Source organism: Gemmatimonadota bacterium, from assembly GCA_016714015.1.
Lineage (GTDB): Bacteria > Gemmatimonadota > Gemmatimonadetes > Gemmatimonadales > Gemmatimonadaceae > Pseudogemmatithrix.
In genome coordinates, this window is the sequence record JADJNZ010000004.1 from 562,656 (window position 1) to 575,773 (window position 13,118).

Here is a 13,118-nt window from a genome sequence, read left to right on the forward strand (position 1 = left end):
TGACCCGCTGTTTGACAACGGAAGATGGTAGTGTTCGTGGGATAACGAATCACACTAGTGACACGATATTTCGACGTAGAACCCGTGGAGCGATCCATGGGCAGCATCGATATCTGACACTCGTTGTAGATCGCGCGTGCTCTGCTGGATCACATTTTGTGGTCAAGCGAGCGAATGCAAGTCGAGGATGCCTTGGCACACGAAGGCGATGAAGGGCGCGGTAAGCTGCGATAAGCCCAGGGGAGCGGCACACACGCTTTGATCCTGGGATGCCCGAATGGGGAAACCCGGCCGTCAGGAATGGCGGTCACGGCGAAAGCCGAGCTAACCCAGGGAACTGAAACATCTAAGTACCTGGTGGAAAGAGAAATCAACCGAGATGCCCCAAGTAGCGGCGAGCGAACGGGGTAGAGCCCAAACCGAGGTCCTTGTGGCCGCGGGGTTGTAGGACCCACATACGCGTCAGGCGACGTCAGCTGAAGTGCAACTGGAACGTTCCGCCATAGACGGTGAAAGCCCGGTAAGCGAAGACCATGCACCTGGCGTAGTGGAGTTCCTGAGTAACGCCCGACTCGAGTAATCGGGCGTGAAACCGGGGGGACCACCCTCCAAGGCTAAAGACTCTCGTGTGACCGATAGTGAACGAGTACCGTGAGGGAAAGGTGAAAAGCACCCCAGTGCGGGGAGTGAAAGAGATCCTGAAACGACTTGCATACAAGCGGTAGGAGGTTGGGCAGGGGCTTGCCTCTGTCACGACTGACTGCGTGCCTTTTGCATTATGATCCGGCGAGTTACTCCTCAGGAGCGAGGCTAAGCTGTTCAGCAGCGGAGCCACAGCGAAAGCGAGTCCTGTAACGAGGGCGACTGAGTTCCTGGGGGTACGACCCGAAGCCAGGGCGATCTACCCATGAGCAGGGTGAAGCTGCGGTAACACGCAGTGGAGGCCCGAACCGGTATGGGTTGAAAACCGTTCGGATGACTTGTGGGTAGGGGTGAAAGGCCAATCAAGCCTGGAGATAGCTGGTTCTCCCCGAAATCTATTGAGGTAGAGCCTCGAGCAATTGTGTACAGGAGGTAGAGCGACTGGATGGGCGCGGGCTGGCGTAGCTGGTACCAACCCCAACCAAACTCCGAATGCCTGTTACATGTATCTCGGGAGGCAGTCGCTGAGCGATAATGTCCAGCGGCGAGAGGGAAAGAACCCAGAACCACAGCTAAGGCCCCAAAGTGGCCGCTGAGTATAGCGAAGGATGTGTCCCTACACTGACAACTGGGAGGTTGGCTTAGAAGCAGCCACTCCTTTAAAGAGTGCGTAATAGCTCACCAGTCCAGTGGGGATGCGCCGAGAATGGTCGGGATTAAGCGGCCCGCCGAAGCTTGGTCTTCATACTATGTATGAGGGGTAGGGGAGCGTTCTGTCCGCCTTGAAGCGACCGTGGAAACGAGTCGTGGAGCGTTCAGAAGTGAGGATGCCGGATTGAGTACGCGCAAATGCGGGTGAGAACCCCGCACACCGTAAGCCCAAGGATTCCTGCGCCATGGCAATCAGCGCAGGGTGAGGCGGACCCTAAGGCGAGGCCCCAGAGGCGTAGCCGATGGACAATCGGTCAATATTCCGATCCCGTCTGTAGTGTGTTAGCAACCCCAGGGGGACCCTGGAACGAAATGTCAGCGGCTTTGTGGATGGCCGTGAAAGGGTGTAGGGAAACCGAGACCTGAGACGAGAGTGCGGGGCAACCCAAGCTCAAGTGATGTGGAGTCGACAGGCAAGAAAAGCCCTGGTGGGGAATGCTGCAGACGTCCGTACCGTAAACCGACACAGGTGGGCAAGGCGAGTAGCCTAAGGTGAACGAGTGAAACCGGGTCAAGGAACTCGGCATAATGATCCCGTAACTTCGGAAGAAGGGATGCCGAAATGGGTTGGCGACCTCGCGTCGCAGGCTCTTTTCGGTCGCAGATAATCGACTCAAGCGACTGTTTAGCAAAAACACAGGTGAGTGCCAAGCCGCACAAGGCGCCGTATACTCACTGACGCCTGCCCGGTGCCGGAAGGTTAAGGGGAGATGTTAGCCGCAAGGCGAAGCATTGAGCCGAAGCCCCGGTAAACGGCGGCCGTAACTATAACGGTCCTAAGGTAGCGAAATTCCTTGTCGGGTAAGTTCCGACCTGCACGAATGGCGTAACGACTTGAGTACTGTCTCGACCCGGTGCTCGGCGAAATAGCAGTCTCGGTGAGGATTCCGAGTCCCCGCAGCAGGACAAAAAGACCCCATGCACCTTTACTGCAGCTTGTCATTGGACGTCGCATTAGACTGTGTAGCATAGCTGGGAGCCTACGAGGCTCGGGCGCTAGCTCGGGCGGAGGCAACAGTGAAATACCAGCCTGGCTTGTGTAACGTCCTCACCACGCTCGAGCAAACCTCGGCTGGGACCGTGGCAGGTGGGCAGTTTGACTGGGGCGGTCGCCTCCGAAAAAGTAACGGAGGCGCGCGCATGGTCCCCTCAGCGCGGTCGGTACTCGCGCTCTAGAGTGTAACGGCACAAGGGGGCCTGACGGTGAGACCGACGGGTCGAGCCGCCACGAAAGTGGGCCGTAGTGATCCGGTAGCCCGGTGTGGATCGGCTATCGCGCAACGGATAAAAGGTACGCTGGGGATAACAGGCTTATCGCGCCCGAGAGTTCACATCGACGGCGCGGTTTGGCACCTCGATGTCGGCTTATCACATCCTGGGGCTGGAGAAGGTCCCAAGGGTCCGGCTGTTCGCCGGTTAAAGTGGTACATGAGCTGGGTTCAGAACGTCGTGAGACAGTTCGGTCTGTATCCGCTGTGGGCGTTGGAGAGTTGAGGGGTGCGGACTCTAGTACGAGAGGACCGAGTCGGACGATCCGCTCGTGTCCCGGCTGTCACGCCAGTGGCACCGCCGGGTAGCGATGATCGGCACGGATAACCGCTGAAAGCATCTAAGTGGGAAGCCGTCCCCAAGATGAACTCTCCCTGGGACCTTGAGTCCCCTGAAGGGCCGTGGGAGACCACCACGTCGATAGGTGGGGAGTGGAAAGGCAGCAATGCCCTCCGAGCTAACCCATCCTAATCGCCCGTGCGGCTTGACTACTCCCCCTGTTTTCGAACAGGGGCAGGAAAAACAACCGCAGAGCAATCGCACGATTTACACGCGATTCGCCATATAACACGAACACTACCATCACTCCGTTGTCACCATATCGCTGGCGACTAGAGCGTAGGGGCCACACTCGTTCCCATCCCGAACACGATCGTTAAGCCCTACAGCGCCGATGGTACTCCGTCCGAGAGGACGCGGGAGAGTAGGCCGTCGCCGGCACCCCTGAAGGCCCCAGTCGTTCACTCGGCTGGGGCCTTCTTCTTTGTCCCTATTTCCGCCATCGTCCTGCATGACCAAGGCCGGGTTCGTCACCATCGTCGGCAAGCCAAACGCCGGGAAGTCGACGCTCCTCAATCGACTCGTCGGCGAACGCCTCGCGATCGTCTCGCCCAAGCCGCAGTCCACCCGCGATCGCGTCGTCGGCATCCTCTCGGACGCCGATTCGCAGATCGTTCTCTTCGACACCCCGGGGCTGCTCGAGCCGCGCTACGCGCTGCACCGTGCCATGCAGCACGCTGCCCAGAAGGCGATTGCGGATGCCGACGTCATCGTGCACCTCGTCGATGCCGCCGAGGATCTCCCGACCGACCTCACTGCGCTCGCGCAGCTGCCCGCGCCCCCCAAGGCCCCCATCCTTCTCGCCCTCAACAAGAGCGATCGGCTGGACCCCCTCCGCCAAAGCGAACTCGCGGCCCGCTTCCCCCAGGCGATCTTCCTCGCCGGCGGGGCGGGGGTCGGCGTCGACGCCCTCCTCGCGGCGATCCGGGACCGCCTCCCGGAGAGCCCGTTCCTCTACGACGCCGAGGATGTCTCGACGCAGCAGATGCGCTTCTTCGTCAGCGAGTTCCTTCGGGAGGCCGTCCTGGAGCAGCTCGACGAGGAGGTGCCCTACGGGATCGCCGTCGAGATCGAGGAGTATCGGGAAGGAACCTCCCCCGTGTACATTCGAGCGGTGCTCCATGTGGAGCGCGACAGTCAGAAGCGGATCCTCATCGGCGCGGGCGGCAGTCGCATCAAGGAGCTGGGCAAGGCCGCCCGCGCGAAGATCGAGCCGCTGGTCGGAGGCCCGGTCTATCTGGACCTGTGGGTGAAGGTGCTCCACAACTGGCGGAAGAACGCCGCCTCGCTCTCCCGCCTCGGCTATCGGCTGCCGGAGCACGATGTGACATAGCGTGTTTCCTAACTGCTTGTCGCATCGTCCTTTGACACCGCTGTTGGGCGCCCGTAATTTGAGCTTCTCCTCGACCCGCTGACGGAATTGTCGCAATCGAACGCCCTCATCTACGCGCCTGACGGACAGCCCCTCCCGGAGACGGTGAGGCAGTGGCTGGAGGATCGTCACATCCCCACGCGCGGGGTCGCCAACGGGGACGAGGTCATGTCGGCCGCGCTCCGTGCGCGCCCGCGACTCGTCATCTGCGACGCGCGGCATCACCCGGTGGCTGCCCTCAAGGCCTGTCGTCGGCTGAAGGCGGATTCATTCACCGGCATCGTACCGGTGGCGCTGACGACGCGGGGCGAGGATGCGGCCTTCGCCGCCGCGTTCGACGCGGGCGCGGACGAGGTGCTTCGCGAGGGGATCAGCGAGCACGAGATGCAGCTGCGGCTGGATGCGATGCTGCGGCGCAGCGACCGCGACACCTTCGTGCATCCCTCCACGCGGTTGCCCGGCACGATCGAGATCGAGACTGAGATCCTGCGGCGCATCGAGGGGAAGATGCGCTTCGCGGTCTGCTATGCGGACCTCGACCACTTCAAGGAGTTCAACGATCGCTACAGCTATTATGACGGCGATCGCGTCATCCGCATCCTCTCGAAGATCCTGCACGACGTCGTGAAGGGCATCGGCGGCGAGGAGGGATTCGTCGGGCACATCGGCGGCGACGACTTCATCTTCGTCATCCCGATCGACATGGTGCAGGATACCTGCTCCGAGGTCGTCTCGGTCTTCGATACGCTGATCCCGTACCAGTACAGCGAGCAGGACAGGCGCGCCGGCTACTACTTCGGAAAGGACCGCCGCGGGCAGCTGCACAAGGTGCCGCTGATGACCGTCTCGATCGGCGTCGTGACGAACGAGCGTCGGCAATTCACGCACGCAGGGCAGGTGAGCGAGCTCGCGACGGAGATGAAGAGCTACGCCAAGACCCTCTACGGGTCGGTATTCTCGGTCGATCGGCGCGGTGATGGCCCCGCAGGGGCGACACCGGTCACGCCAGTGTCCACGGCACGGGCCAGGGAGGAGCGTTGAACGTCACGTGTGCGGAGTGCCAGTCGGTCTTCCGCGTCGATCCGGCGAAGGTCCCGCCGGGCGGCGTGCGCGCGAGGTGCTCCGTCTGCGGCGCGGTGATCCGCGTCGGTATGGAGGAGACGGTCCCCGCCGCCGCGACGCGCGGCTGGGATGCGACGTCCCGAGCGGCGATGGAGTCGGACGCAGAGGCCGCACCTGAAGCATTCGAGGCGCCGAAGCCGCGCCCGTCGATGCCCACCGCGGCGGTGCCGGCGGACCAGGCCGGCGGCCCACCGCCGCCGCGCCCGTCGCTGCCGTTCTCGACGCCGTTCGCTCCGCCCCCGCAGTCGCGCAAGCCGACGCCGACGTTCACGCCTGGTGTCGTCGCGCGCGCACGGACCTCGGGCGAGGTGCCGGCGTTGCCGGAGATCCGACGGTCGACGCCGCTCGCCACCCCGGTCGTCCAAGCCCCCGCGGCGACGCCGGCGGCGAGCGTTCCGGTGCCTCCGGCGGCACCGCGGGTAACGCCACCGGTCGAACCGGCGGTCGCGGTTCCTCCGACGCCGGTCCGTCCGGCCCCGCAGGTTCCGCCGGTCATCCCGCCGACGCCGGTCTCCAGCGCGCCGGTGGCGCCGCCGGCGCGCCCTGCGCCGACCTTCCCGACGCCCCAGGCCACTCGCCCGGTCGCGCCGCCGCCGGTCGCGCCCCCGGTGACGCCTCCGCGCCCCGCAGCCGGCTTCACGCCGCCGATGCCGCCCGGGCGTGCCCCCGAGCCCCGCTCGACGGTCGCCCGGCCCCCGCTGATCCCGCCTGCACCCCCGGCTCCGACGCCGAGCGCGGGCAACATGGTCACGCCCCCGCGCCCGGCCGTTCCGCCGCCGCCGCGTCCTGCCATGCCGACCCCTGTCCGGCCGCCGATTCGCCCGGCCGCGGTCTCTCCCGTGGCCACCGTCGCGCCGCCGCCGCCCGCGGTGCCGACGCCGCGAGCGTCCGCGCAGGTCCCGGCCCCGGTCGCACCTGCCGCCCCCCCGCCACCTGCGCCGCGTGCCGCGACTCCCTCAGGCGCGATGCCGGAGCCGCCGCGCCCGACGGCCGGCACGCCGGCCACCGGCATCCGTCGGGGTATCAACCCGTTCCTGAATAACGATCCGAACCAGAAGGGCCGCCGGCTCGCGCGCGCGCTCGTGTCGGACATGATCGCCTACCAGCCGGGGAAGCGCGAGGAAGGGCTCGCGAACGGCACGCTCAAGGACATCTTCCGCGAGGAGATCAAGAAGAGCTACGAGGAGTACGTCGACCAGATCGGCAAGGAGTTCGCCGAGAGCACGACGCACTTCGCGGATGCGCTGAACGATCTGTTGGCGGGTGGGGCGAAGATGTTCTGAGGCAGAAGGTGGAAGGCGGATGGGTGCCACGGAGCTGCTCCGGACGCTAACTTCCTACAACGCTTGCCGAGCCGGTTCCGCGTGCGGGACCGGCTCGGATCGCATCCGACCCAGACGACTCCATGGCTGACAGCGCACACCTCACCTCCCTCCGCCACGACGAGACGCGTCTCGACGAGCTGCGGAGGTACCTTTGACCTGGGTCGCAAGCGCGAGCGCCTGAACGCCCTCGAGAGCGACATGGCGGACCCTGCCTTCTGGAATGCGCAGGAGCGGGCCCGCGAGGTGGTGCAGGAGGTGAAGCAGCTGAAGGGCTGGCTCGACCCCTTCGACAAGCTCGTCGGTCGGATCAAGAGCGCGGTCGAGCTCGTCGAGCTCCTGTCGCTCGAGCCCGATGCGGAGATGGAGGCCGAGGTCGAGCGTGAGGCGACGGCGATCCGGGATGACGTGGAGGCGTTCGAGTTGCGCTCGTTGCTCCAGGGCCGGGACGACTTCCGCGATGCGCAGCTCGAGATCAGCGCCGGGGCGGGCGGCACGGAAGCGCAGGATTGGGCGCAGATGCTGATGCGCATGTACACGCGCTGGGCCGAACGGAAGGGGTTCGGCGTCGACATCATCGACCTGTCCGAGGGCGAAGAGGCCGGCATCAAGGGGGCGGTCCTCGAGATCAAGGGCGAGTACGCGTACGGCTTCCTTCGCCCCGAATCCGGGGTACACCGCCTGGTGCGCATCTCGCCGTTCGACTCGCAGGCGCGGCGCCACACGAGCTTCGCCTCGGTCTTCGTCTATCCGGTCGTCAACGAGGAGATCAACATCGAGATCCGCGAGGAGGACCTGCGGATCGACGTCTACCGGGCGTCGGGTGCCGGCGGCCAGCACGTCAACAAGACGAGCTCGGCGGTGCGCATCACCCACATCCCGACCGGGATCGTCTGCGCGTCGCAGGCCGAGCGTTCGCAGTTCAAGAACAAGGCGACGGCAATGAAGCAGCTCAAGAACAAGCTCTACCAGCGCGAGGCGGACAAGCTCGCCGCGGTGAAGGCGGCGATGGATGCGAACAAGCAGGACGTGTCGTTCGGCAGCCAGATCCGCAGCTACGTGTTCCAGCCGTACACGATGGTGAACGACCACCGGACGGAGCTGAAGCTGACGGACGTCCACAAGGTCATGGACGGGGCGATCGATCCGTTCATCCGCGAGTACCTCAAGCAGAACGGCGCGCCCGGCGCCGGCGCCCAGGGGGCGTAGGACGATGAGCGACGAACTGAACTTCGTGATGCAGGCACGGCGCGAGAAGCTCGCGGCCCTCCAGGCCGCGGGGGTGGCGCCGTTCGCTTACGGCTTCGACCGGACGCACGGGTGCGGGCCGGCGAGCACCCTGCTTCCCGAGGGAGCGGAGGAGGGCCCGGCGGTGCGGATCGCCGGCCGCATCGTGGCGTGGCGCGGTCATGGCAAGACCATCTTCGCGCACCTCGCCGACGACACCGGGCGCATCCAGCTCTACTTCCGCAAGGACGCGCTGGGGGATGAGGTCTTCGCGATGCTCGCCCACTTCGACCTCGGCGACGTGATCGGCGTGCACGGACCGCTGTTCCGCACGCGCACGGGCGAGGTGACCGTGCGCGTGGACCGGGTGGAGCTCCTCGCGAAGTCGCTCCGGCCGCTCCCGTATGGCAAGGAGGAGCAGGTCGACGGACGGACCGTTCGGCACTCGGGCTTCTCCGACGGCGAACAACGATCGCGGCAGCGCTACGCGGACCTCGCGGTGCATCCGGAGGTCCGGCGTCACTTCGCGGCCCGGTCGCGGATGACGACGGCGATCCGCCGCGCGCTCGACGAGTTGCAGTACCTCGAGGTCGAGACGCCGGTGCTTCAGCCGCTCTACGGCGGCGCGGCGGCGAAGCCGTTCACGACGCATCACAACGCGCTCGACATGCCGCTCTTCCTGCGCATCGCGGACGAGCTGTATCTCAAGCGGCTCGTGGTCGGGGGCTTCGACCGCGTCTACGAGATCGGCCACGATTTCCGCAACGAGGGCATCGACCGGACGCACAATCCGGAGTTCACGATGCTGGAGTTCTACGAGGCGTACGCGGACTACACGGTCATGATGGGTCGGGTGGAACAGCTGCTGATCACCGCCGCGGCGGCGGTGCGCGACGTGCTTGGCACGGAGCCGCGCACCCGCATGGATGGGAGCGAGGCGGCCCCCGTGCCGTTCTTCCAGACGCCGTTCCCGCGGATCGAATGGCTCCCTTCGCTCTCCCAGGCGCTCGGAGTGGCGGACGTCACGCAGCTCTCGGACGACGAGCTGCGCAAGGCGGCGGAGCGGGCGGGAGTGCACGACAGCCGGAAGCTCTCGCGACCGAAGCTCATGGACGAGTTGTTCCAGTTCCATGTCGAGTCGCGGATCGAGACGCCGACGTTCGTCGTGGACTACCCGGTCGAGCTGTCGCCGCTCGCGAAGCCGCATCGGACCAAGCCCGGGCTCACCGAGCGGTTCGAGCTCTTCGCGAAGGGGAAGGAGGTCGCGAACGCCTTCTCGGAGCTCAACGACCCGCTTGACCAGCGGGCGCGGTTCGAGGCACAGGCCCGGCTGAAGGCGGCGGGCGACGAGGAGGCAACGAGCGTGGACGAAGACTATCTCCGCGCGATGGAGTACGGCATGCCGCCGATGGGCGGGGTTGGGATCGGCCTCGACCGTCTCTTCATGTACCTCACGGACACGCCGCACATCCGCGACGTGATCCTCTTCCCGCTCATGCGCCCCGAGTGATGGCCGTCTCGCGGCTCGAGCTGTCGATCGCCTGGCGCTACCTGCGGAGTCGACGCGGGTCGCGCCTGCTGTCGTTCATCTCGGTGATCGCGGTCGCGGGCGTGGTGGTGGGAGTGAGTGCGCTCGTGGTCATCATGGGCGTGATGAACGGTCTGCAGAACGACCTGCGCGAGAAGATCCTCGTGGGGAGCCCCGACATCCGCGTCCACACGTACGGCCCGGAGCTCCGGATGCTGGAGTGGGAAACGGCGCTCGCGCGCGTGCGAGCCGTCCCTGGCGTCCTCGACGCCGCGCCGTTCGTGGTGCACCAGGGGCTCGCGACGAGCGGGACCACCTACACCGAGGCGGTCACCGTCGCCGGGGTCATCCCCGGCGACTCGGGGTCGCCGCAGGTGACCACGATCCGCGACCACGCGAAGGTCGGGGACTTCTCCTTCGACACGCCCGACGGCCAGCGGCGCGGGGCGGTGCTCGGTGCGCTCCTGGCCAGCCGACTGAACGCCGTGCCCGGGCAGACGCTTCGACTCGTGACGGCATCCGGCGGCGAGGTGAATCCGCTGCTCGGCGCGATCATCCCGCGCTTCTACGAGTTCGAGATCACCGGGATCTTCGAGACGGGGATGTTCGAGTACGACAACGCCTACGTCTACGTCGACCTCGAGCTCGCGCGCGAGTTCGCCGGTCTCGGCGATGGGGTGACGGGGATCGAGGTGCGCACGGCGGACCGGTGGGCGGCGCCCGCCGTGGCCGCACGGATCGACTCCGCGATGGGGCCGTCGTACTGGACGCGGGACTGGCAGCAGCAGAACAGCTCGCTTTTCCGCGCGCTCAAGCTGGAGAAGCTCGGGATGTCCGTGATCCTCGGCCTCATCATCATGGTGGCCGCGTTCAACATCGTGAGCACGCTGACGATGGTCGTGCGCGACAAGACGCGCGAGATCGGGATCCTCAAGGCGATGGGGCTCCGCGCCGAATCGGTGCGCGCGATCTTCCTGCTGCAGGGGCTCTTCATCGGTGTCCTCGGTACCGGCCTCGGTCTCGCGCTCGGCGTGACGACCGGCCTGGCGATCGAGAAGGGTCGGCTGATCTATCTCGACCCCTCGGTGTACTTCATCGACCATCTGCCGGTCCTGCTCGACGCGGGCGACATCGCGCTCATCGCGGTGCTCAGCGTCGCGGTGGCGGTGCTGGCGACGCTGCATCCCGCGGCGTCGGCGGCCAAGCTTTACCCGATCGAGGCGATCCGCAGCGAATGACCGGCGCCCCGATCCCCCCGGCGGTGGCGGAGTCGACCGCGGCACCGGCGCTCCCACCCGTCCTCGAGGCCGTGGGCGTCGAGAAGGCCTACCGTGGCGGCGACGGCGCGCGGATCCAGGTCCTCGCGGGCGTGGACCTGACGGTCTCCCGAGGCGAGATGGTCGCGGTCGTCGGCGCGAGCGGTGCGGGGAAGAGCACCTTCCTCCACGTGCTGGGCGCGCTCGACCGGCCGGACGCGGGCGAGGTGCGTCTGGGTGGCCTGGCCACGCGGTCCGCGACCGACGAGGCCCTCGCGGAACTTCGGAACCGCACGGTGGGATTCGTCTTCCAGTTCCACCATCTCCTGAAGGAGTTCTCGGCGCTGGAGAACGTGATGATGCCGCTGCGGATCGCGGCGATGCCGATCGACGAGGCCCGGGCGCGCGCCGAAGCATTGTTGGTGCGCGTGGGGCTCGGCGCGCGCATGCAGCACCGTCCGGCGGAGCTCTCGGGCGGCGAGCAGCAGCGCGCCGCGGTCGCGCGCGCGCTCGCGGCGCGGCCGCCACTGCTGCTGGCCGATGAGCCCTCGGGGAACCTGGACCACCAGAACGCCGAGCGCCTGCATGACCTCTTCGCGGAGCTGACGGCGGAGATGTCGGTCGGGCTCGTGGTGGTGACGCACAATCGCTCGCTCGCGGCGCGCGCGTCGCGCGTGCTCCACCTCGAGGATGGGCGCCTCGCGCCCGCGCTCGCGTCGGCGGGGGGCGTCTGATGATCTGCGAGCAGTGCAAGGAGCTCGAGGCGCGGGTGCACCTCACGCAGATCGTCGAGAACGCGGTGACGCACGTGCATCTGTGCGAGCGCTGCGCGGCGGAGCGCGGGATCGAGACGGCGGCGCCGGAGCCGAAGCACCCCTTGGGGGATTTCCTGCACGCGGTCCAGCAGCAGGCGGCGCAGATGCCCGGGGATGCGGCGCGGTGCGCCTACTGCGGCACGTCGCTGCGCGACTTCCGCGCGAGCGGGCGGCTCGGCTGCGCCCACTGCTACGGCGCCTTCGAGCAGAGCCTGCGCGAGCTGCTGCGGCGGGTGCACGGGTCGACGCGGCACCAGGGCTGGGAGTACGCCCCGCGCGATCCGGGGATCATGACGCGCGACCTCAAGCTGCAGGACCTCCGGGTCCGGCTGCAGAAGGCAGTGGCGGACGAGGCGTTCGAGGCGGCGGCGACGTTGCGGGACGAGATCCGGGGGCTCGAGTGACGCTCGACCTGAGCCTCATCCCGGATGGCGGCCTGCACTGGCTCACCGCGTCGGGGGAGCATGCCGGGATCGTACTCTCGTCGCGGATCCGGCTCGCGCGGAACATCGCCGGCTTCGCGTTCCCGACGCGCGCGCGCGAGGGGGAGCGGTTGCGGGTCCTGCACCAGCTGCGCGATGCCGCGTCGCGGTCGGCGTCCCTGCGATCAGCGGCGCTCGTGCGCGTGGACGAGTGCACCGCGCAGGAGCGGCTGCTGCTGCACGAGCGACATCTCGTCAGCCGCGAGTTGGCCGGGCTGGACCGGCAGCAGGGGGTGATGGCGACCGGGGCCGGGGCCGTGCTGCTCACGGGCGAGGCGGGCCTGATGGTGAACGAGGAGGACCATCTGCGACTGCAGGTGTTCCGATCCGGGTTCGACATCCCCGGGGCGCTGCGCGAGGCGGAGCGGATCGATCAGGAGCTCGGTGCCGAGTTGCCCTATGCCTGGCACAAGGAGTTCGGCTTCCTGACCGCGTGCCCGACGAACACGGGAACGGGGATGCGGGCGTCGGTGCTCATCCACCTGCCGGGGCTCGTGCTCACGCAGGAGATCGGCAAGGTGCTGCAGGGGCTGCAGCACATGGGGCTGACCTATCGCGGGCTCTACGGTGAGGGGAGCGACGTCCTCGGCAACTTCTTCCAGATCTCGAACCAGACGACGCTCGGGCGCGCCGAGGCGGATCTCGCGGACCAGCTGGTCCGAGTCGTGCGGCGCGTGATCGAGCGGGAGGAGGAGGCCCGTCGTGTCCTGTTGCGCGACGCGGGTTATATTATCGAGGACAAGTTGTGGCGGGCGTTCGGGACGCTCCGGCACGCGCGCAACCTGCCAGCGGACGAGGCGATGAACCTGCTGAGCGGGGTACGGCTGGCCGCTGGGCTGAACCTGATCCCCGGGCTCAGTGTATACACGCTCAACAAGCTCCTGATCTTCAGCCAGTCGGCGCATCTCGCCCAGGCAGAGGGGCGCGCGCTCACCGACGGCGAGGCGAACCTGGCGCGGGCCAAGTACGTGCGCACGGTGCTCGCCAACGAAGCGAAGCTGCCCGGCTGACCCGCCGGGCGAGGAATCGAGGC

Annotated in this window: 9 protein-coding genes and 2 rRNA genes; all 11 read left to right on the plus strand. The window is 66.8% G+C overall.

The window, feature by feature from the left end; all coding sequences use genetic code 11:
- Positions 1–160: 160 nt before the first annotated feature.
- Positions 161–3,114, plus strand: a 23S ribosomal RNA gene (locus tag IPJ78_09730).
- Positions 3,115–3,225: 111 nt separating this feature from the next.
- Positions 3,226–3,342, plus strand: a 5S ribosomal RNA gene (gene rrf / locus IPJ78_09735).
- Between the two features lie 70 nt (positions 3,343–3,412).
- The gene (gene era / locus IPJ78_09740) at positions 3,413–4,294 is read left to right on the plus strand and encodes a GTPase Era (protein MBK7906830.1); all 882 of its coding nucleotides are present in this window, start codon (positions 3,413–3,415) and stop codon (positions 4,292–4,294) included.
- A 144-nt stretch (positions 4,295–4,438) separates the two neighbouring features.
- Positions 4,439–5,374: a diguanylate cyclase gene (locus tag IPJ78_09745; protein MBK7906831.1), complete on the plus strand. Its 936-nt coding sequence runs from the start codon at positions 4,439–4,441 to the stop codon at positions 5,372–5,374.
- Positions 5,371–6,738, plus strand: coding sequence for a zinc-ribbon domain-containing protein (locus tag IPJ78_09750; protein MBK7906832.1), 1,368 nt, complete (start codon positions 5,371–5,373; stop codon positions 6,736–6,738). Before IPJ78_09745 ends, IPJ78_09750 begins: the two co-directional genes overlap by 4 nt.
- Before the next feature lie 126 nt (positions 6,739–6,864).
- Positions 6,865–7,986: a peptide chain release factor 2 gene (gene prfB / locus IPJ78_09755; GenBank protein ID MBK7906833.1), complete on the plus strand. Its 1,122-nt coding sequence runs from the start codon at positions 6,865–6,867 to the stop codon at positions 7,984–7,986.
- Between the two features lie 4 nt (positions 7,987–7,990).
- Positions 7,991–9,514 (plus strand): lysine--tRNA ligase, encoded by a 1,524-nt coding sequence (gene lysS / locus IPJ78_09760; protein ID MBK7906834.1) that lies wholly within the window; start codon positions 7,991–7,993, stop codon positions 9,512–9,514.
- Positions 9,514–10,770 (plus strand): ABC transporter permease, encoded by a 1,257-nt coding sequence (locus IPJ78_09765; GenBank protein MBK7906835.1) that lies wholly within the window; start codon positions 9,514–9,516, stop codon positions 10,768–10,770. The genes lysS and IPJ78_09765 overlap by 1 nt, the downstream gene beginning before the upstream one ends.
- Positions 10,767–11,522 carry an ABC transporter ATP-binding protein gene (locus IPJ78_09770; GenBank protein MBK7906836.1) on the plus strand — a complete coding sequence of 252 codons (756 nt, stop codon included), beginning with the start codon at positions 10,767–10,769 and terminating at the stop codon, positions 11,520–11,522. The genes IPJ78_09765 and IPJ78_09770 overlap by 4 nt, the downstream gene beginning before the upstream one ends.
- A complete protein-coding gene (locus IPJ78_09775) occupies positions 11,522–12,007 on the plus strand; it encodes a UvrB/UvrC motif-containing protein (GenBank protein ID MBK7906837.1) in 486 nt (161 codons plus the stop codon). Before IPJ78_09770 ends, IPJ78_09775 begins: the two co-directional genes overlap by 1 nt.
- Complete coding sequence (locus IPJ78_09780) at positions 12,004–13,095, plus strand: ATP--guanido phosphotransferase (protein MBK7906838.1); 1,092 nt, start codon at positions 12,004–12,006, stop codon at positions 13,093–13,095. Before IPJ78_09775 ends, IPJ78_09780 begins: the two co-directional genes overlap by 4 nt.
- Positions 13,096–13,118: the final 23 nt, after the last annotated feature.

Excerpts from the sequence above, each read along its gene's own strand:
- lysS (MBK7906834.1), top strand. The coding sequence starts at position 7,991 with ATGAGCGACGAACTGAACTTCGTGATGCAGGCACGGCGCGAGAAGCTC.
- IPJ78_09765 (MBK7906835.1), top strand. The coding sequence starts at position 9,514 with ATGGCCGTCTCGCGGCTCGAGCTGTCGATCGCCTGGCGCTACCTGCGG.
- era (MBK7906830.1), top strand. The coding sequence starts at position 3,413 with ATGACCAAGGCCGGGTTCGTCACCATCGTCGGCAAGCCAAACGCCGGG.
- IPJ78_09770 (MBK7906836.1), top strand. The coding sequence starts at position 10,767 with ATGACCGGCGCCCCGATCCCCCCGGCGGTGGCGGAGTCGACCGCGGCA.
- IPJ78_09775 (MBK7906837.1), top strand. The coding sequence starts at position 11,522 with ATGATCTGCGAGCAGTGCAAGGAGCTCGAGGCGCGGGTGCACCTCACG.